Source organism: Pseudomonas sp. NFX1, from assembly GCF_051123555.1.
GTDB classification, from domain to species: Bacteria; Pseudomonadota; Gammaproteobacteria; order Pseudomonadales; family Pseudomonadaceae; genus Aquipseudomonas; species Aquipseudomonas capeferrum.
In genome coordinates, this window is the sequence record NZ_CP169366.1 from 1,921,313 (window position 1) to 1,940,464 (window position 19,152).

Annotated in this window: 17 protein-coding genes; 5 read left to right on the forward strand and 12 right to left on the reverse strand. The window is 61.2% G+C overall.

The annotated features are described in order from the left end of the window. Positions 1-93: 93 nt before the first annotated feature. The 8 genes from DJ563_RS08350 to DJ563_RS08385 form a co-directional block, all read right to left on the reverse strand. Positions 94-1,095, reverse strand: coding sequence for an HAD family hydrolase (locus DJ563_RS08350; RefSeq protein WP_434519253.1), 1,002 nt, complete (start codon positions 1,093-1,095; stop codon positions 94-96). A gap of 42 nt (positions 1,096-1,137) precedes the next feature. Then, positions 1,138-2,445 (reverse strand): hypothetical protein, encoded by a 1,308-nt coding sequence (locus DJ563_RS08355; protein ID WP_434519254.1) that lies wholly within the window; start codon positions 2,443-2,445, stop codon positions 1,138-1,140. Beyond that, positions 2,445-4,040: a VWA domain-containing protein gene (locus DJ563_RS08360; RefSeq protein WP_434519255.1), complete on the reverse strand. Its 1,596-nt coding sequence runs from the start codon at positions 4,038-4,040 to the stop codon at positions 2,445-2,447. Before DJ563_RS08360 ends, DJ563_RS08355 begins: the two co-directional genes overlap by 1 nt. A 1-nt stretch (position 4,041) precedes the next feature. Then, positions 4,042-5,034: a vWA domain-containing protein gene (locus DJ563_RS08365; protein WP_434519256.1), complete on the reverse strand. Its 993-nt coding sequence runs from the start codon at positions 5,032-5,034 to the stop codon at positions 4,042-4,044. Next, the gene (locus DJ563_RS08370; protein ID WP_434519257.1) at positions 5,021-5,530 is read right to left on the reverse strand and encodes a DUF4381 domain-containing protein; all 510 of its coding nucleotides are present in this window, start codon (positions 5,528-5,530) and stop codon (positions 5,021-5,023) included. Before DJ563_RS08370 ends, DJ563_RS08365 begins: the two co-directional genes overlap by 14 nt. Continuing rightward, positions 5,527-6,468 carry a DUF58 domain-containing protein gene (locus DJ563_RS08375; RefSeq protein ID WP_186655930.1) on the reverse strand — a complete coding sequence of 314 codons (942 nt, stop codon included), beginning with the start codon at positions 6,466-6,468 and terminating at the stop codon, positions 5,527-5,529. The genes DJ563_RS08370 and DJ563_RS08375 overlap by 4 nt, the downstream gene beginning before the upstream one ends. A gap of 13 nt (positions 6,469-6,481) precedes the next feature. Beyond that, on the reverse strand, positions 6,482-7,456 hold the full coding sequence (locus tag DJ563_RS08380) for an AAA family ATPase (RefSeq protein ID WP_186655933.1): 975 nt from the start codon (positions 7,454-7,456) through the stop codon (positions 6,482-6,484). 105 nt (positions 7,457-7,561) lie between these two features. Beyond that, positions 7,562-9,916 carry a tetratricopeptide repeat protein gene (locus tag DJ563_RS08385; protein WP_434519258.1) on the reverse strand — a complete coding sequence of 785 codons (2,355 nt, stop codon included), beginning with the start codon at positions 9,914-9,916 and terminating at the stop codon, positions 7,562-7,564. A 319-nt stretch (positions 9,917-10,235) separates the two neighbouring features. Here DJ563_RS08385 and DJ563_RS08390 point away from each other — a divergent pair, with 319 nt between their 5' ends. Then, positions 10,236-10,592, forward strand: a complete 357-nt coding sequence (locus tag DJ563_RS08390) for a hypothetical protein (protein WP_434519259.1) — start codon at positions 10,236-10,238, stop codon at positions 10,590-10,592. Next, on the forward strand, positions 10,565-11,017 hold the full coding sequence (locus DJ563_RS08395; protein WP_434519260.1) for a DEAD/DEAH box helicase: 453 nt from the start codon (positions 10,565-10,567) through the stop codon (positions 11,015-11,017). The genes DJ563_RS08390 and DJ563_RS08395 overlap by 28 nt, the downstream gene beginning before the upstream one ends. Positions 11,018-11,410: 393 nt before the next feature. Here the strand turns inward: DJ563_RS08395 and DJ563_RS08400 are convergent, their stop codons facing one another. Then, positions 11,411-12,055 (reverse strand): hypothetical protein, encoded by a 645-nt coding sequence (locus DJ563_RS08400; protein ID WP_434519261.1) that lies wholly within the window; start codon positions 12,053-12,055, stop codon positions 11,411-11,413. Beyond that, positions 12,052-13,344: an AAA family ATPase gene (locus DJ563_RS08405; RefSeq protein WP_434519262.1), complete on the reverse strand. Its 1,293-nt coding sequence runs from the start codon at positions 13,342-13,344 to the stop codon at positions 12,052-12,054. Before DJ563_RS08405 ends, DJ563_RS08400 begins: the two co-directional genes overlap by 4 nt. A 641-nt stretch (positions 13,345-13,985) precedes the next feature. Here DJ563_RS08405 and DJ563_RS08410 point away from each other — a divergent pair. From DJ563_RS08410 to DJ563_RS08420, 3 genes are all read left to right on the forward strand, one after another. Beyond that, positions 13,986-14,681 carry a 3-oxoacid CoA-transferase subunit A gene (locus tag DJ563_RS08410; protein WP_274100069.1) on the forward strand — a complete coding sequence of 232 codons (696 nt, stop codon included), beginning with the start codon at positions 13,986-13,988 and terminating at the stop codon, positions 14,679-14,681. Between the two features lie 8 nt (positions 14,682-14,689). Next, the gene (locus DJ563_RS08415) at positions 14,690-15,331 is read left to right on the forward strand and encodes a 3-oxoacid CoA-transferase subunit B (protein ID WP_434519263.1); all 642 of its coding nucleotides are present in this window, start codon (positions 14,690-14,692) and stop codon (positions 15,329-15,331) included. Between the two features lie 221 nt (positions 15,332-15,552). Then, a complete protein-coding gene (locus tag DJ563_RS08420) occupies positions 15,553-15,882 on the forward strand; it encodes a hypothetical protein (protein WP_434519264.1) in 330 nt (109 codons plus the stop codon). A 137-nt stretch (positions 15,883-16,019) separates the two neighbouring features. Here the strand turns inward: DJ563_RS08420 and DJ563_RS08425 are convergent, their stop codons facing one another. Both DJ563_RS08425 and DJ563_RS08430 read right to left on the reverse strand, forming a co-directional pair. Then, positions 16,020-17,789, reverse strand: a complete 1,770-nt coding sequence (locus DJ563_RS08425) for an alkaline phosphatase family protein (protein WP_434519265.1) — start codon at positions 17,787-17,789, stop codon at positions 16,020-16,022. Between the two features lie 5 nt (positions 17,790-17,794). Then, a complete protein-coding gene (locus DJ563_RS08430; RefSeq protein WP_434519266.1) occupies positions 17,795-18,919 on the reverse strand; it encodes a DUF4062 domain-containing protein in 1,125 nt (374 codons plus the stop codon). Positions 18,920-19,152: the final 233 nt, after the last annotated feature.

A 19,152-nucleotide genomic window follows, 5' to 3' on the forward strand; every position in this document is an offset into this window, starting at 1 on the left:
TCTCTCCGTATCACGTTTACTGGCATGTGCCACGACTACGTGCACGTTCGACCTACTGCTCGGCTGGTTCCCTGTGCCCCTGCGGTGTCTCTTTCATTGAGCCTGCTGGTTTTCAAATGGGTAGATGCGCTGCCATTCCCGGGCCATGTCCACCACGGTCCAGTTCGCGCGCCTGGCGGCGTCCAGAGCCTTGTCCAGGCGCCCGACCTTGCTGTCACGGTCATAAGCCCATTCACGTGTTGCATCGGTGTGGTGGACCAGGCCGGCAAAACGCTTGCCATCGCCGGCCATGGTCCACTGCAGCATTTGCAGGTCGCCATCGGAGTTGCCGAAAGCGAGGATCGGTCGACGGCCAATGCGCGCGTCGATGCTGACCGGCTTGCCGGGCCCGTCATCGTTGTGCAGCAACTTGGGCAGCCGCTCGATCGACAGTTTGCCGTTGTCATCGATAAAACGCGCGTCCAGGGTGGTGCCGATCACTTGCTCCGGCGGCACCCCGTAGACCTCTTCAGCGAAGGCACGCATGAAGGCCACCTCGCCGCCCGACACGATGTACGTTCTGAAGCCGTTGGCCCGCAGGTACTGCAAGAGTTCGAGCATGGGCTGGAAGACCATTTCGGTGTACGGCTTGTGGCTGCGGGGGTGCACGGCCGTTGCCAGCCAACGCTTGGTGTTGGCGATGAAAGCCTCGGTACTGACCCCGGCATGGGTCGCGGCAACGATCTTCAGCAGGCCGTCCATGCCGCTATCGCTCAGCGTCTTCTGATCACCCTGCAGAGCGGCCTTGAACGGCTGCTGGCTTGCCCACTCAGGGTGCTGAGGCGCGAGTCGTTTCACCTCATCCAGGGCAAACAGCACTTCGAAATACAACGGCTGTTCGCTCCACAAGGTGCCGTCATTGTCGAAGACAGCAACCCGCTCGACCGCTGGCACATAGTCCTTGCCGCCCTCGGTGGTCACAGCCGTGACAAAGGCTTCGATGGCCTGGCGTGACGGCCCATCACGCCACGACGGCAAGGGGTCCGCGGCTTGCACCAGCCAGGGCAGCATGAGCAACAGCGCCCACCACCAGCGTACGCGTTGTAGGTCAAGCATGCAGAATCCCTCCTCTGTACTACCGACCCTGTTCGACTCGTATCATGGATTGAGCGGTTTCAAACCGTTGCGCTGACTGCTGCGGACGTGTTCGGGTGCCAGCACCCGCCTGGCCTGCGAAAGCGTCGGGCCCAGCGGCGGCGTCACGTGAGCGGTGCCACTTGGCTTGCCGTAGCGGATCTGGAGCCAGTCTAGTAGACGAATTCCTGATGAGGGGGGCAAACCCTGGGAAAAATCAGACAACGTGTAGTACCCGGTACGGCGTCGAACCCACAGGTACAGCCCGCCAAGCTCAGGGGGGTCTTGTGCAAGTTGCTTGCGGGCCAACTGCCACGCGTAGTCCGCAGACTGCAAGCGTGCCGTGCGGCGCGCCGCCTGCCAACCTTCGAACCGGCGCCAGGCCGCGTACAGCCAAGGCCTGCAGAGATACATCAGCCCCCCACCGCACAGCAACAGGCCGATCAACCACAGCCACTGCGCTGACAGGCGCAACTGTGCCTGGCGACCGAGCGCGCGCAAGTCTCCGTCGATGGAAAAGGGTGCTTTATAGGTGCCTTCGGTGACGTTCAAATCGACGGGCGGCAGCGTTGCCTGCCTGGCTTGGCCGCTGGCGGCGTCCCACCACTGCAGTTCGATGGCAGGCAGTTGGTAGTGCCCGGCGGCGGACACCACGTAGGTCACGCTGTCTTCACGCTGGCCGCCGCTCGTGCCACCACGACCATCACTGAGGGGCGTCACTCTGGGCGTTTGCACATAACGTTTGAGGCCGGCAACTTCGCTCAAGGGCGGTGGCGGTAGCAACATTGCCTGGGCGCCCTCGGCCCGGGTCAGTACACGCCGGGTAATGCTGTCGCCCGTTCTCAGCGGCGCATGTGACAGCTGCGTCTGTTGCTCGAGGCTGACCTTGCGCGCCACCAGGCGATGCCCACCCGTGTCACCCGCCAGTGCCTTGGCCACCCACGATAGCGGTTCGCTGGTGAGCGTCAACGGGCCATCCGACTGCCCCGGGAACACCTGAAAGGATTGCGCCGGGAGGGTGAAGGTCTGGGCTGCCTGCGGGGTGATCTGGTAGGTGTAGCGCAGGCCGAAGAAAGTCTTGCCATCGTGCTGTTGGTTCAGGTGCTGGGCCTCGCCGCTCGGCGCACTCACGGTGGCGCCCGGTAAGTCGATCACAGGCAGCACTGGCGGTTGGGTGAACCAGGTATCGACCAGCAGATCGACCTGCAATTCGACGGTGGCGCCTACCACCGTGTCGCCGCCAGGCACCAGACGCGTCTGCACCCGCGCCTCGGGCGCCGCCATCGCAAGCAACGGCAGGTACAGCCCTAGCAGTAACAGCAAGTGTTTCATCAGCTACCCTCCGCAGTTTGTCGCGAGGCGTCCTGCAGCAGGAACTTGCGCCTGAGAAACTGGGCCGGCGAGGTGGTCAGGTTGTTCAACCAGACCTGATCGGAAGCTGCCTGCGGCGTCTGCTGTTCCTTTTGCTTGGCGCCTTTGGAGGGCGTCTGGTCCTCTACCACCTTGTCAGCCTTCTCATCCGGGGTGCCGGCTTTTTGCTGATCTTCATAGTCCTTGAGCAACGCCTCGGCCAGCGCCAGGTTGGCGGTGGCCTCAGGAAATACGGGCTGCTGCTTCAAAGCCTGCTGATAGGCCTGGACCGCCTGGGGAAACTTGAACTGGCGCACGTAGATGTTGCCCCGGTGAAAGTAGGCCTGCGCGCTGTCAAGCTTGCCGAGGCTGGCCAGGGCGACGTCGTAGTCGGCAGCGTTGTATGCAGCCAGGCCTTTCCAGTAAGGGTCGGTGAAATGCGCAGCGGCCTGAGGGTAGTGGCCATGTTCGAAGGCCCAGCGCCCCTGTTGGTTGGCGGTGAAGAACGCATCGGCCACAGGCCCGGCCTGGGCGTTTTGTGGCTGGGCGCCTAGTAGCACTGCCACCAGTACGCTAGCCATCCACTGCACCGTCCAACCACGGCGCAGGCACAACAGTGCAATGAGCGCCAATGGCCAGCACAGCCAATAGCCTGCGTCCTTCCAGTGCACCTGCTGCGGGTCGCCCTGGGCCGCCTGAAAATGCTGCTGCGCATGCAACTCGACCCAATCGAGGTCATCGTCGTTCAAGGTCAGGCTGCCCAACGGGCCATTGCTGGCCTTGGCCAGCTTTCGCAAAGCGTCTTCGTCGAAACCCGCCTGTAGCGGCCGCCCATCGGCGCCGATCCGCATACGGCCCTGAGCATCCCGCAGCACGCCGGCATCGCGGCTGCCGACCGCCAACACCATCACTTGCAGATCACTGCCCTCGAGCGCTTTTGGGATGGCTGCGAACTGCCCGGCATCGGCGCCATCGGTAAGCAGGACCAGTGTGCCAGGTACTTGCTCGGCGGCCAGCAAGCGCTTGGCCACCTCGATCACCCCCAGCACGTCCTTGCCTGGCTGGCTGATCAGATCGGTGGACAGCGCCTGCAAGAAGGTGTCGAGCAGTTGCGGGTCTTGCGTCGCTGGCAAGACCAGATGCGCGCTACCGGCATAGACAACCAGCGCGGTTCGCGCCCCTGCCCTGCGCATGACCAGGTCGTGCAGCGTGTGTTTGGCGGCCTGCAGGCGCGAGGGCGGCACATCGTCGGCATCCATCGAGGGCGAAAGGTCCAGCGCCAGGATCAACGGTGCTCGATTGTCGACGAACGCCGGAACATCGCGCTGCCAGGTCGGCCCGGCAGCGGCCAGCGCCCCGATGCCGAGCAGTGCAGCGAGCAGATGGACCGGCCGTACGCGCTGCTGTTCTTCTGGGGTGATGATCAAATGCGCGACCAGGTGCGGGGCGATGATGCCCTGCAATTGCCGCTTCAGATCATTGCGCCGCTGCCAGGCCCAGGGCAGCAACACGGCCGGAACCCACAGCAACAGCCAGTAAGGGCGAAGCAGATGCAGCGCGTTGAGGTCGATGTCCATATCAAGGCCTCGCCGGCGCGGGCTTTGCCCGCAACGGGCCGGCTATCGCTGCCAGGCCGTGACTCAGGGCCAGCAACAGCAAAGCCGCGCCTAACGGCCACCAGAACAGGTCCCGCTTGGGTTGGTGGCTGAACGTCTTGACCGTGTGCGGCGTGATTTGGTCGAGCGTGGCGTACACCTGGGCCAAGGCACTGCGGTCGTCGGCGCGGAAGAACCGACCGGCGGTGGTGCGCGCGATATTTTCCAGCGCCTGCAGGTCGACCTTGTCCTCACCGCTGGCCTGAGGGTCGCCAATGCCGACGGTATGAACCGTGATGCCGCGTGCATGTGCCAGGGCTGCGGCGTGCTCCGGCGTGATCGCACTGCCGGTGTCATTGCCGTCACTGAGCAGAATCAGCACCTTCTCCTGCTCCTTGGCCTGGTCCAGCAGTTTGATGGCAAGGCCAATGGCATCACCGATCGCGGTGTTCGGCCCGGCCATGCCAACCCCTACCTCATCGAGCAGCAGCAACAGACTGGCATGGTCGAGGGTCAAGGGTGCCTGGGGGTAGGCACCGGTCCCGAAGACGATCAAGCCAATGCGGTCTTGCTTGCGCTGGGCGATGAAGTCACGCACCACTGTTTTGACCGCGCTCAAACGGTCCACTTGCTGGCCGTTGGCATCGGTGAAGTCCTTGGCCTGCATGGACTGGGAGATATCGATGGCCAGCAGCATGTCGCGGATCGGCTGGTCGTGCTCGATGGCCTTCTCCACCAGCACCGGCCGCGCACAGGCCGCCAGCAGCAGCCCCCACACCAGCAGGTTGATAACCACTTGCCAGCGACCGCCCGAACCTTGTGAGGTGCTTGGCAATTGATTGACCGCCCGGCTCATTGCAAAGAAAAACGGCACCCGCAACGCACTGTGCGCCTCGTGATACGGACGCAGAAACCGGTACGCGAGCCAGGGTAACGGCAGCAGCAAAAACACCCAGAGATAGTCAAACTGCCACATGGTGGGCCTCGATCCAGCGTCGGCAGGTGTGCACCAGGGTGCTGAGTTCTTCGGCGCCGAGCGATTGCACCCGCGCATCAGGCGCATAGGCCAGGGTCTGCAGGCGCTCGGCAAACTGTTCGGGCAGCGCAAAGCGTGCCCGTTGCTGAAGAAAAGCCTGCCAGTGCGGGCCTGACAAACTGTGCACGGGCGGTGCATCGGGCATCGACAGCGCGACGCGCTTGAGTAATTCGGGTAGTTCCCGCAAGGCCTGTAGGCGTTGCTCGGGGATAGCCAGAGCCGCATCGAGTTGGTTCAGCCGTTGCAACGCCTCACGCCGGTAACGTTCACGCTGCCAGCGCCGCCAGGCAAGCACGGCATAGGCAAGCGCCGCCGCCAAGGCCATCGCCAGCAATACCCACCAGCCCCAAGTTTGCGGGGCATAGCTGAACGGGGGTACCGGTAGCGGTAGCTCCTTGAGCTGGTCGATCGTTGCCGCAGGCGCAGGCGCGCTCATCGGGCACCTCCCGCAAGCCGGCCAAGCTCGCGCCGCAGTTGGTCCAGCACCTCTTCACCGGTACTGATCAGCATCAACGGAATCTGGCTGCGCCGCAGCAGTTCGGCCACCGCTTGCAAGCGCCCGGAGAGATAATCGCTCAACGGCCGCTGCACGTGGCGGCGGCCGACTTCAAGGTCGACCTGCAATTCACCTTGGGTCACGGTAAGCCGCCCCTTGTCTGGCACTTCCAGGGCGATGGGGTCGTACACCTGCATGGCGATCACATCGTTGTGCGCACTGAGCTGGCGCAGCAGTTTCAGGGTCTGTTCGGTAACCCCGGCAAAGTCACTGATGATGCACACCAGGGCATCATGCCCGGCGATGCCGATGGCGTCGCGCAGCATGTTATCGAGTTGCACCTGTTGTTCACTGTCCGGGCCTGCTGCGCTTAGGCTGTTGTTGCTGCGCACCACGGCCGCGCAAAACTGCTGTACCCGTGCGCGACTGCGCAGCGGCTTGATATGCACCACCTGCTTATCATCGAAGACCAAACCGCCTACCCGGTCGCCGGCGTGCAGGGCAATCCATGCCGACAACGCCGCAAGCTCGGCGGCGGTAACCGACTTGAAACTGCGCTGTGAGCCGAAGTACATGTTCATGCGTTGATCCACCAGCAGCAGGGTCGGCCGGTCACGCTCCTCGGTGAAGGTGCGCACGAACGGTTTGCCGAAGCGCAACGAGGCACGCCAGTCGAGGTGGCGCAGATCATCGCCAGGGATGTAGCGACGCAGCTCGTCGAAACTCAGGCCGCGACCCCGCAGGCGTGAGGCATGGTTGCCCGCCAGGATGCTGGCCAACGGCTGCCGGGCCAAGAAACTCAACCCGCGCACGCGATGCTCGAACGCCATGAGCTGGCTTAGCGAGGCATAGACGAAACCATCCTGGGTCGGTTGCATGGGCTCACTCCGCTCAGGCCGGGATCGCCACTTTGTCCAGCAGCCGATCGATCACTTGGTCGGCACCGATGCCATCGGCGACGGCGTCATAGGACAGCTGCAGGCGGTGGCGCAACACGGGGTGGACCACCGCCCGCACATCGTCCGGCGTGACGAAATCCTGCCCGGCCAGCCAGGCATGGGCGCGCGCCACCCGGTCCAGGCTGATGCCGCCACGCGGGCTGGCGCCGATCTTGATCCAGCGCCCAAGGTCGGGGTCATGCTCGGCCGGGTGGCGAGTGGCATTGATCAGATCGATCAGGTAGCGATCGACCGCTGGCGAAACTTCAATCCCGGCAATGGCGCTGCGCGCTGCGAACACCACCTCTTGGGGCAAGCGCTGAGGCGCCTGGTGCGCGTGTCCGGCTTGCTGTTCCTCGCTGCGCACCAGGCGAAGTACCTGGGTCTCATCCTCGACTTTGGGGTAGTCCAGTTGCAGCTTCATCAGAAAGCGGTCCATCTGCGCCTCGGGCAACGGATAGGTGCCCTCTTGTTCGATGGGGTTCTGGGTTGCCAGCACCATGAACAACCCAGACATCGGGTAGCTCTGGCCGGCCACGGTAATCTGGCGCTCTTCCATGGCTTCGAGCAGGGCCGCCTGAACCTTGGCCGGGGCCCGGTTGATTTCGTCGGCAAGAATCACGTTGCCAAACAGCGGCCCGGGTTGAAACTTGATCTCGTTGCCCTGCGCGGTCTGCTGGAGGATTTCGCCACCGGTGATGTCCGATGGCAGCAGGTCCGGAGTGAACTGAATGCGCCGCATGCTGGCTTCCAGATGCGTCGCCAGGGCCTTGACCGTGCGCGTTTTGGCCAGCCCTGGCAGGCTCTCCAGCAAGACATGCCCATTGGCCAGCAAGCCAAGGATCACATGGCGTATGGTATCCGCCTGGCCCAGCACGCTCTGCGCCACGCTGGCCTCAAGCTCGGCTATTTGCTCGCGTATATCCACTGATCCCTTCCTTGTCAGCCGGGGCACCGACAGGATGCCCCCTGGATGTTCGCAACTGCTGAAGGCGACGAGGTAAATCTAGACGCTTAGCTCGACAGCGCCAGCTCAGTGAGTACTTTCATACTTTTGCCAATAGGGCTCGATGCTCTGCAATCGAGGATCGTCAGGGGCGACTTTGCGCATGCGCTGGAGATACGCATAGGCTTCACTGCGTTCACCGGCCAAGGCATGCAAGTAGATCAGCGAGTACAGCAGATCGGCGTTCTCCGGTGCCTGCTGCAGCCCACGCTCAAGGGCCACCAAGGCTTCATCGCGGCGGTTCATGCGCGACAGCAAGAGGCCTTGGTTGTAGCGGATGCGCGAATTACCCGGCAGCGCAACGGCCGCATTTTCCATCCAGTTCAGCGCTTCCTCAGGCTGACGTCGCTCTACCAGCAGCAGTGCCAGCATATAGGCCAGGTTGCCGTGGTCAGTGGCCGGCATCTTCTCCAGTGCCAGGCCTGCACGCAGCACCTTTTCCGCCTCATCCAGCTGTTGTTCGGCCGTTGCAAGGTTAGCCAGGTTGACCCGTGCAGGGACAAAGTACGGGTCCAGGCGTAATGCCTGACGGTACTGGTCCATGGCTTCTTCCTGGCGCCCCTGGCGGTTCAACAGCACCGCCAGGTTCAAGCGCCCACCGGGCAGGTCGGCATTGCCGCGCAGACGTGTCTCATAGTCCGCCAACGCAGCGCTGAACGTGTCCAGCGATTGCACCGGCACCTGCGCCTTGGGCACATCGGCGAGCGCTCGGACCGCCTCGTCGCGTACTGCCAGGGCGGGATCTTCAAGCAAGGGCAGCAACGGCTTGAGGCGCTGCTCCGGCGGCACGCTTGAAAAGCCCGACGCTGCGTACGCGCGCACCAGCGGGCTCGGATCCTTGAGTGCCCAGCCCAGGCTGATCAACGCCTGCGGGCCAAGGTCGGCCATCTGTTCGGCGGCACTGGCGCGAACGATGGTCGGCTTGCTCTTGTCTGCCAGGACCGTATTCAACAAGCTCAACGGTATCCCTTCCCCGTTGCGCACCGCCTGGAACGATTCACCAAACAGTGCAGGCCGCTGCTGCTTGCCGAACCACTGCTCGATTGCCTTGGCCGCCCAGGCCGGTTGCTGGTCCTTGTGACAGGCGGTGCAGGCATCGGGGCTGTCGACCTTGCTGGCGAGGTCTGGCCGCGGGATCCGCAAACTGTGGTCACGACGGGGGTCGACCACCATGTAGGTCTTGGTCGGCATGTGGCAGCTGACACACTGGGCGCCGGGGCTGCCCGCAACATGATGATGATGGGCGGGGGTATCGTAATCCTTGGCCTGCAACGTGGCGAAGCGGGCCACCGGGGGGTTGCCGTTGTGGCATTGCAGGCACAGGCCGTTGCCTTCGACTTTCACCTTGCTGGTATGCGGATTGTGGCAATCGGTACAACCAACACCTGCGTTGTACATCTTGCTTTGCGTGAACGAGCCGAACTCGTACACCTCACCGTCGATCTGGCCGTCGGCGTGATACAGGCCGCTACGCAGCGTCGCCGGCAGGCTCTGGTCAAGCTGCGGGTGACCGGGCAGTTGGCCCACGCCCAGCGTTTGCCGGCGGCTGTGGCAGAACGCGCACTGCTCGACCTGGCCCTGGCTGCCCAGTGCCTTGTAGTCGACTGCCAGGCCGATGTCCTTGGCCGACGCGTGGGTGTGATCGCCAGGCGCAGCTTTGTTCGCCCAGTCGACATGCGCCTGGCCGGGTCCATGGCAACTCTGGCAACCGACATTCTGCTCTTTCCAGGTGGAAGCGAAGCTGTCCTGACGATCGTCGTAGTTCTTCATCAAGCGGGTTGAATGGCAATCCGCGCACATGCCGTTCCAGTTCTGGTAGCGGCCAGTCCAGTGCAAGGGGTCATCGGGGGCAAAGCGTTGGCCTGGGTAGAGCGAGAACCAGCGTTGCCCGCCCTCCCCCTTGGTTCGGCTGTCCCAAGCGATGGTCAAGGCCTGCAGGCGCCCCCTGGGCAGGGCTACCAGATACTGTTGCAGCGGATAGTGGCCGAAGGTGTAGAGCACTTGAAAATCTGCCGGTCTACCGTCTTCACCTTCGGTATTGACGAAAAAACCACCCTGGTTGCGGAAGAAGCGTGCCGTTACCCCGGCCTCGTCGAACGATGCCCGCTTGAAATTGCCCAGGACATTGGCCTCGGTGGCATCGCGCATGGCCCAGCCGTGATCTGAATCTTTCCATGCTTTGGCCTGCGTGACATGGCAGCCAAGGCATGTCGTGGTAGCCACGTAACCTTCGGACTCGGTCACAGGCCTGGGTGCCTGGCCGGCTTCCTGAGCAGCTAACGCAAAGCCCGACGGGCCGAGCACCAGGGTGATCAACACCGCCACACACCACCAAGCCTTCAGTTGCCAACCCAGGTCCTTCTTGTCGGTACGACGCCCCATCCCTTAGCTCCACGGTCAACGCGAACAATCGGCCCTTTGGGCTCTTCTGGCGCGCCATGCGCCTATGCCTGCGTGATCAGGCTAGCGCATGGGGCCGACAATGAAAGGCCAATGCGCCCCGACACCTGAGGTTGGAGCACTTTTCCGGTAGACGACCCCTATGGCAACCCGGCATTTCCCGTCCGGTCTGTGTCTGAAGTACACTCCCGCCCTTTCCTGAAATTACCGTACTAGAGCCCAGTCAAATGTTTTTCGGCGACCCGGACAGCCTCTGAATCGGCATACGTACAAACGCCCAACCGCTCCAACGGGGCCCAGGATGTCTCTTCAACTGCTCTGCCCAGACGCTCTGCCCGATAACTGCAGGGGCCTGCTCTATGCCCTGGCGACGGCGTTCCCTGGCAAGGGGCGAGCTTCGCTGCTCAAACAGCTGAGAACCATGGGTATCTGTGACTCGGGTGGCAAGCTGCTTGATGCCGCTACGTTGGTCAGCCTGCTGCAATTGCTGCAGGACCAAGGCTGGGTCGACGTGGAGCAGCGTAACGAAGGGCGGTACTTCGCCGTGGCTGCACAGCGGCGCAACAGTGTGCTGCTGAGTCTGCTGGGGGCGGCCGATGGTGCCCTGCGGTTAATGGCCACAAGGCCTTGGTGTTCAGCCAGTACGTTGACCATTTGAGCATCGTCCGCACCCTGCTCGCGGAAAAGCGTATCGCCTACCAGTACCTCGATGGCAGCGTACCCACCAAAGAACGGGAGCGCCGAGTGAATGCCTTCCAAGCGGGTTCAGGTGAGATCTTCCTCATCAGCCTGAAGGCCGGCGGCAGTGGCCTGAACCTGACCGCTGCTGACTATGTAATCCATCTTGATCCTTGGTGGAACCCGGCGGTGGAGGACCAGGCCAGTGGCCGCGCCTATCGCATTGGTCAGCAGCGCCCGGTGACCATTTACCGGCTGGTCGCCGAGAACAGCATCGAGGAGCAGATCGTCGGCTTGCACGCTCGCAAAAGGGACTTGGCCGACAGCCTGCTGGAAGGTGGTGAAGTGAGCGCAAAGCTGGATGCCGACGCCTTGTTGGCACTACTCGCTGGGACGGGGGATTGAGGTGGCTTGAGTGTTCATTCTCGTCGCAGTCCCTCTCCAGCTTTATGATGGACTTGCAGTGGACGCAGACTCGAATGTTGGGTTGAAGGTACCCTCAATGGGTACCCGTTCCGTCACCCCTCGAGAAGGCAACAGACGAGAAAAAGGTCATCGACTTCGTTGACTGATATCTCGATACAGTCCAGCGCTATTTTTCGCAGTAAGGGAGGCAGGGCTGCATTTGGCACGGCTGGCCGCCAGCGCTTCGGGGGGGCGTAATCAGGTTGATGGTTACCTTGCTGGCGGCGTTGCTACCCACATTTGGACCCGGGTGCATCTTCTGCCGCTGACTATGCTGGAAGGCCCACCGAGCCTGACGAGCCCTGTACAGCAACCGAGGATCTCTTGCAGCGTTTAGGCCCCCAACTGCCCTTCGATCTCCCTTGCCAAAAACGGCGCGCGCCGACGCAAATAGTCCAATGTGATGTCACCATCGAACAATGCGGTTGCGTACTCCTCACGAACCTTCAAACAATAGTGATCGTTCAGTTTCAGGCGCTCGATAGTGGCGAGCACCCGCGCCTCGATCATTGGATCAAGGCCTTCGCCTGGTATGACCTGATAGCTGACCAGTTCAAGACGAAACCACCCATCCTCAACCTCGAAAGGGTCGAGTACATCCTGATAGTTATTTTTGCGGGCATTCATCAGGGTGCAGGCCAAACGATAGTTCTGCCACTCATAAATATCCTGCCACGCATAAGACTTGGGTAGCATATGGTCCACTGAACCGCCGCCGGTGACGCGCTCAATATAGATGCAGATATAAGCGCAGAGACGGCCGTATGCCGCCATCAAGTCCGGCAGGGCCTGAGTCCATACAGCTGGAAACTTGTCGGCCGGAATAGCGTCCCGGGTCTGCGCCACTACCTTCCTGGGCCGCCCTCTACGCGCGGGCAAGCCCTCTTCACCTACCAGTTCGGCAATGGCACGAAGCCCGGGTTGTCTTACTGTCTCATCAAAGCGCTCAGGCTCACCCTCTGGCTCGACTCGGATCATTCGTTGCCCAGCCTCTGCTCGCGAAAATGGCTCCAGCGAATCCAGAAAGAATCGACATCACTCAGGCTACCCCGAAGTGCCGAATCAATATCGCAGAGCGTGTGCTTCTGCTCAGCTGTCAATGGCGCCTTCTGCAGGCTGACTTCCCGCAAGAATGTCCGCGCACGCCCCAGCGCCTCTTCTGCAGCCACGGAGCTGGGCTCCTTCAGGTTGAAAACCGCAGAAGACAGCCAGGCATTCACATCCCCTTTACGCGAGTACGGATAGAGCGATGCTTGCACTTCGGTACCGACAAGATCGAAATCCCAGATGCAGTCACGCGACTCATCAAAATCAGGTTCGACCGAAGCCAGCACCAGCGGCGAATGAGTCGCCGCCAATAGCTGTACAGGTACCTCACGGCTTCCGGTCAGTGCATTCATCACATTGAGCAACGCTGGGACGATACGGCGTTGCCACTCCGGATGCAGGTGGCACTCTATTTCATCAATCAGAAAGATGATCTCTCTTGCCGGTTGTACCCGGTAACGCTCGTAAGCCAGTTGATGCTCCCGCCAGGTCCATACCAACAGGTAGGCTAATGCCGCGATACGACGCATTCCAGCCGATGCCTGAGTCAACGGTACATCTTGCCCGTATGGCATGCGCAACGAGGGAATGTCACGAACACTCTCCCCTACACGCATCGGCTCCCCTGGCTTCATTTTTTCTACACCAGAAGGTGAGAGAGCATCCAACACTTTGACCAGATCATCGAAAGCAGGCTTGCTACCTTCCTGCCACAGAACCCAATCACTGATCAGCCCGTTGCAGAGTTGGGTTTTGCCGTCGCTGGAAAGCAAGCCATTCCAAACCGCATCAGGCGAAAAGTCGAAGCTACGTGGGCGGTTCGGCGCTGCGGTCTCTCCTGTGTCTCCCTTCCAGTAGTTACGCGCCGGATCCCAGACGGAGAAGCTGCCATCAACGCCTGCATAGATCACTACTCCCGGAATCGCCGGGCGGCTCTGTTTGACCGACCATTGCTGGGACTCATGGTCAAAGTTACTTTTGTAAGCAAATTCGCCGGTGCTACCTTGATAGCAGTACGCGATGCTCGACTGCCTGGCATTCTTACGCGGGGTGGCTATGCCATCTCTGGGCCAAGTGCGCGTTAATGACCACCAAGCGATGTCCAGAACAAAACTTTTTCCCAGGCCATTGTCACCGGTCAGGAAGTTCAAGCGCGGTTTGAAGTCGATGGCGAGCCTCTCTGCAGGACCAACCCCTTCAAACGTCAGGTTTTTAAGCATGGGCGGTGTCTCCAGTCATTCAGGGCCGACCCGTAGGCGCAATGGAATGCTCCCAAAACCGTAGGGTGCTGTCCGGCAACAAGGTACTTGCACCTGTCATCGAGCAATCCTATTCAGGAAAAGTAGTCGAGTCTCCAACGCGCTGACCGCCCAGGTTGGGCAGGGTCGTGCGCTGGATTTATCAGAGGCCGCCAGCCAAGCTCGCACACTACGTACGCTACATGGACGCTTGGTTTCCTGGGCAATAAGTTCAGCCGCTTGGGCTTGGGTGACGCCTGATTGCTCGATAAGCCACAGGAGCTTGTCTTTCGGGTACATGGAAAGCCTCGTAGGCACATGTGCCTATTGTAAAGCATCGCGGCGAACTCGTCGAAAGCCCTAACGCAGGCTGCGGGAGCTGATGTTTGAGCGGTTCTCAGATCAGAATGCAGCGGGTCGACAGGCGTTGCACTCAATACTCACACATCGCACAACAGTTCGATAATCGCACAAAATCCGCTTAGCTCCCTCTACTTGTGCACGATCTTGCGGCACGCTAGTACGCAGTCACCCAACAATTCCTAGGTGCTGATTGGCCCACCGCTTCGCCACGCGAAGACAAGGTCGATAACCCACACTCCAGGAAAAACCAGGAGCTCGCTTTGATCAATAAAACGTTTGAGTCCATCGCCAGCGCGGTGGAAGGCATCACCGACGGTTCGACCATCATGGTCGGTGGTTTTGGCACTGCCGGCATGCCGTCTGAACTGATTGATGCCCTGATCGCCACCGGTACCCGCGACCTCACCATCATCAGCAACAATGCCGGCAACGGTGAGGTCGGGCTTGCCGCACTGCTCAAGGCGGGCAGCGTACGCAAGGTGGTCTGCTCGTTCCCGCGCCAGTCCGACTCCTACGTGTTCGACGAACTGTACCGGGCCGGCAAGATCGAGCTGGAAGTGGTACCGCAAGGCAACCTGGCCGAGCGTATCCGTGCTGCGGGCTCGGGCATCGGTGCGTTCTTCTCGCCGACCGGCTACGGCACCCTGCTGGCCGAAGGCAAGGAAACCCGTGAAATCGACGGCCGCCAGTACGTTCTGGAGATGCCGCTGCACGCCGACTTCGCGCTGATCAAGGCGCACAAGGGCGACCGTTGGGGCAACCTGATCTACCGCAAGGCCGCCCGCAACTTCGGCCCGATCATGGCCATGGCCGCCAAGACCGCCATCGCCCAAGTTGACCAGATCGTCGAACTCGGTGAACTGGACCCGGAACACATCATCACCCCGGGTATCTTCGTCCAGCGCGTGGTCGCCGTCACCGGCGCTGCCGCTTCTTCGATCGCCAACGCTGTCTGAGGCCTGCCATGACCATCACAAAAAAACTCTCCCGTACCGAGATGGCCCAGCGCGTGGCCGCAGACATTCAGGAAGGCGCGTACGTAAACTTGGGCATCGGCGCACCGACCCTGGTGGCCAATTACCTGGGCGACAAGGAAGTATTCCTGCACAGCGAAAACGGCCTGCTGGGCATGGGCCCAAGCCCTGCGCCGGGTGAAGAAGACGATGACCTGATCAACGCCGGCAAGCAGCACGTGACCCTGCTCACCGGCGGTGCCTTCTTCCACCACGCCGACTCCTTCTCGATGATGCGTGGCGGCCATCTGGACATCGCCGTACTGGGCGCCTTCCAGGTGTCGGTCAAGGGCGACCTGGCCAACTGGCACACCGGCGCCGAAGGTTCGATCCCGGCCGTAGGCGGTGCGATGGACCTCGCCACGGGCGCCCGCCAAGTGTTCGTGATGATGGACCACCTGACCAAGTCCGGCGAAAGCAAGCTCGTACCCGAGTGCACCTACCCGCTGACCGGTATCGGTTGCGTAAGCCGCATCTACACCGACCTGGCCGTGCTGGAGGTGACGTCCGATGGGCTGCAGGTGATAGAGATCTGCGCCGACATCGACTTCGACGAGTTGCAGAAGCTCAGCGGCGTGCCGCTGTTCAAGTAATCCACCCTGCCCGTATGACGCCCGGAATCCCCGGGCGGCTCTACTTGGCCGAGCTGGGCCAAGTGCGCGTTAGTGAGAGGCGTTGATGACATTTCGTGATACCTCGGCGTCACTCAGGTAAGCTCTGCCCCCTGTAAGGCAGCGCATGGCGCGTCTTGATTGAATCAACGGCCGCCATGGGTTGACCCGCCGACATCACCACCAACCGATAAGGAAATCTCATGCGTAAACTCAAATTCTTGCTCATGGCGTTGCCGTTCTGCGTACTGGCCGGCTGCGGCGGCGACGCGCTGGAAGGCACTTACGAACAAACCACCACCGTGATGGGCTTCCAGGGTCCCAAGCAGACGGTAGAGTTCTCCAGCGACTACATCATCGCCAACGGCAACAAGGTCAAGGTCGACGAGTGGGAGCGCAAAGATGATGTGGTCACTGCTCGCAACAAGGACGGGGTAGCCCTGATCAACGTTCGCGTACTGGATGGCGGCAAACGCCTGGAAGCCGTTGGTGGCAGTGACATGGCCAAGAACGTGTTTGTGCGGGTAGATTGATCTGACGGGGCGGGCGTTGGCTTGCCCCCACACCGACCGTGGTCTGATCAGGGTCAAGCCGAGTGAGCCAATCTGATGCTCGCAATGGCCGCAGGATGCCGATCGGCTGCACTGAGGCCCGGATTTGTTGGCACGCTCTACTTCTGAGCCGGATGCACCGCCTGCAGGTGGTTGGAAAACCCTGCCTCCGTTTCACAGCGCCAGGTCGCCCACAGCTTGCTACCGACCTCACCGCCCATGTCCAACTCAAACGCCAACCAGTTCCGGGATGGCATCACATAGCGATTGAACCCCGGGAACAGCATCATCTCGACACAGTGCTGCACATCGATGGACTGTACTTTGCTGGCGGTGTGGTTCAGCAACTGCAGAAACAGCCGTTCGGCCACGCCGATCAACGATGGATGCACCACACCCGACGAGGTGAATTGCTGAATCTGCGCCCAGTTCGAGGTCGGCGGGATGTCTCGGCGATAGCAGCTGCCCCACGCCGCGACATGCACATCCCCAGACGCGATGGATACCCGCAGCAACCTCTGCTCGGCAATCCGGGTCAGCGATTCCAGCAGGCGCTTGCGCTCGCCCTCGTGATCGCCGTGCGACCAATGGTCCTTGAGGTCGTCAGCATTGCTGTCGAGCACATGGTCCTGGCCGAAGGTATCGAGTAACCCTTCAGCCAGGGACAGTTTGGGGTGCGCGACTGGCACCGAGGACATGAAGATCAGGTGCTGGCATTTGCTCCCCGGATGAGCAGGCTCACCGTCACGCAGTGTGCCGAGCCAAGCCTGCATGGCAGCCCAGGTCGCGGCCCCCATCACCTGGGTGCGTGAACGCTCGGTGCGCAAATCAGCCACGAACAGTGATACCGGCCCTATGTGAAAGCCGAAACTGAAGCCCGGTTGGCCATCCAGAAGTGGCAAGGCCAAACGGTCCCCTTTCAGCCGTGTGCGCCATGCTATCGGCTCGTACTGAGGGTCCTGCTGGGAAACATTTGCACGCTTCAGCCCTTGCAGCGGCGGCAAGTCATTCAGGGCATGCTGCAACTGAAACACCCAGAACGCCTTGCGCGCGTGGCGCATCATCACCTGGAACAACTCACAGTGCTGCATGGCGGGGCTGTAAGACCCCCAGCCGTCGAAGATGTCGTGGTCGTCCCACATCATCACCGTGGGGATTCTCGCCATCGCATCAGCGGCATCCAGGTTCGGCTTGGCCTGGCCCCAGTCACGCCGAGTATCCGGCAGCCAACGTTTGGCATAGAGCCCGAAATAGTAAGATTCGATCTCCTTGTCCAGCGTCACGCCTACCTTGAATGCCAACTGCTCCTTGCGCGACAGCCCGACCCATTTCTTGAGCGCGGTTATATCTTCCCAGATCGAGTCGAAGTAAATCTGGTCGCCCCCCATCAACAGCAATTGAAAGCGCTTCAAGCCCTTGTCATGGATACGGGCTTCGTGCCAAAGCTGCTCCTTGTCCAGCACGTAACCTGCATCGCGCAGCGCACTGTCATGGTTGCTGATCAGGTCAGCCCAGACGGCGTTTTCAGGGCGCACCAACTTGCGCATGCCACTAGGGTCGGAAAAGCCATTGCAAGAGACGTAGGCCATTCTCGGGGCATAGTCTCGGCCGGGCACGCAGAACTGCCATTGCGGCCCGCCCTGCGCTACACCAAATTGCACCGTTCGCTCCTGGGCCTGTTGCTCGCAGCTCAGGTCATAGCGAAGGATGGTTTCCTTGCCATGCTCCAGCAACACCTTCGGCGCAGCGCATGCCCGCCCTTCAATAACCAGCGCGGGGACTGCAGAACCCTTTGCAACCCCGAGCAACGCAGTCACTTGCCACTGCCCGGCTTCGCTGACGCCGCGAAAAGACAACACCGGCCCTACGGTAAAGCGTGCTTTGGACATCCCTGTTATCTCCCCTCAAGCTCGGCAGCAACAACGCTGACAATTCTGGCGCGCGAAACGGCTCTCTTGGCCAACCTCTGCGCTTCACCGGTCTGGTCCAGCCATTCTCTGAAGCGCTGCAGCGCATGGCGCGTTTGCGACGCATCGCGGCAGTTGGCCAGGAAGGCAAACTGTACCTTCTGTACATCATCGGCGACAAACACACCGAAGGGTCCGCTGACCACCGTTGCATCAGCAAAGCCCAGCAACGCCGTGGCCTGAGTCTCTGTAGCCCCCCGATGGCAGGCAATCAGGTGCACCGGCCCATGCGCGTCTTGCAATAAATGAGCATGCTCATGGTCCCGAAGAAAGGGCTTGCCCACCAACTCACGCGCAGCGGCAACGGTGAACGCAGCCGGGATTGCATGGACAAACACAGCGATATTCACGTCGGCCATTGGAACAATGGCATACGCATCGCCCACAGGGGCCTCGCCCCCCGTAAGCGCCTGCAGCAACACCGTTTCCATCGCGCGTTTGCGCTGACGAAAGTCCATCCGTGTCCAATCGAGCGCCTGGCCCATGTCGAAGCGGCTCGAAGCGGCAGCGGTTACCCCACGCTGGGTCAGAACGACCACTGCGTCGAGCAGCGCTTCCTGAACGCGGTCGCGCAACTGCTCGACGGTTGAGACCATTCCCCCCCTGAACGGGGTCTGTTGCGCGATAAACGCCTGGAAGCGCTGGTTACGTGCTGCCTCAGCTTCCCGGGTATCACCGACCGGAATATTCGGCATGGCGATGAAGCGCACCTTCCCGCGCGTGGTGGCAAGCCCTTCCATGTACTCCGCATGGCAGATGCCGATGTCACCGTCACCACTGGCCCAGCCGGCATTGCCATTGGACAGCACCAACAACACATCGCAATCGCGCACGGCTTGTAAACAAGCGTCCCAACTGTCATGCATGCCATCGGCCGGGGGTGCATCTTCGTTGATCCAGACTTCGAACAGTTGTTTGCCGAACAGCGTCGTGCCTTCTATTTCACGCTTGAGCTGCGCGCGGATACTGCTGAGGGTTTGATCGCTGCCAGCGGGAAAACGGTCGTTGCAGCGACTGGACAACATGACTCTGATTTTCTTTGACTGGGCCATCCTTGCTCCTGCCCCACGTGCGAGGCCTCAACAGTCTTTGATCGATAACAGGTTTTCGCCCCTAGCATAGATCAGGCGAAGACCGTGTCTAAAAACATGGGCATGATGCTGTTCAGGCCCGTGCCGCACGAGCGACTGAGACAAGGATGTCCTCGGCTTTTTATGGTTCTTCAAGGAATGTGGGGGAAGTGAGGCTGCTATGCCCTTGTCGGGAGATAAGGTAATGGCGGCTA

Bases quoted from the DNA above. Each gene is read 5' to 3' on its own strand.
- DJ563_RS08415 (WP_434519263.1), top strand. From the start codon at position 14,690: ATGACCATCACAAAAAAACTCTCCCGTACCGAGATGGCCCAGCGCGTG.
- DJ563_RS08375 (WP_186655930.1), bottom strand. From the start codon at position 6,468: ATGCAACCGACCCAGGATGGTTTCGTCTATGCCTCGCTAAGCCAGCTC.
- DJ563_RS08370 (WP_434519257.1), bottom strand. From the start codon at position 5,530: ATGAGCGCGCCTGCGCCTGCGGCAACGATCGACCAGCTCAAGGAGCTA.
- DJ563_RS08425 (WP_434519265.1), bottom strand. From the start codon at position 17,789: ATGTCCAAAGCACGCTTTACCGTAGGGCCGGTGTTGTCTTTTCGCGGC.
- DJ563_RS08365 (WP_434519256.1), bottom strand. From the start codon at position 5,034: ATGTGGCAGTTTGACTATCTCTGGGTGTTTTTGCTGCTGCCGTTACCC.
- DJ563_RS08430 (WP_434519266.1), bottom strand. From the start codon at position 18,919: ATGGCCCAGTCAAAGAAAATCAGAGTCATGTTGTCCAGTCGCTGCAAC.
- DJ563_RS08350 (WP_434519253.1), bottom strand. From the start codon at position 1,095: ATGCTTGACCTACAACGCGTACGCTGGTGGTGGGCGCTGTTGCTCATG.
- DJ563_RS08420 (WP_434519264.1), top strand. From the start codon at position 15,553: ATGCGTAAACTCAAATTCTTGCTCATGGCGTTGCCGTTCTGCGTACTG.
- DJ563_RS08390 (WP_434519259.1), top strand. From the start codon at position 10,236: ATGTCTCTTCAACTGCTCTGCCCAGACGCTCTGCCCGATAACTGCAGG.
- DJ563_RS08385 (WP_434519258.1), bottom strand. From the start codon at position 9,916: ATGGGGCGTCGTACCGACAAGAAGGACCTGGGTTGGCAACTGAAGGCT.
- DJ563_RS08400 (WP_434519261.1), bottom strand. From the start codon at position 12,055: ATGATCCGAGTCGAGCCAGAGGGTGAGCCTGAGCGCTTTGATGAGACA.
- DJ563_RS08355 (WP_434519254.1), bottom strand. From the start codon at position 2,445: ATGAAACACTTGCTGTTACTGCTAGGGCTGTACCTGCCGTTGCTTGCG.
- DJ563_RS08360 (WP_434519255.1), bottom strand. From the start codon at position 4,040: ATGGACATCGACCTCAACGCGCTGCATCTGCTTCGCCCTTACTGGCTG.
- DJ563_RS08405 (WP_434519262.1), bottom strand. From the start codon at position 13,344: ATGCTTAAAAACCTGACGTTTGAAGGGGTTGGTCCTGCAGAGAGGCTC.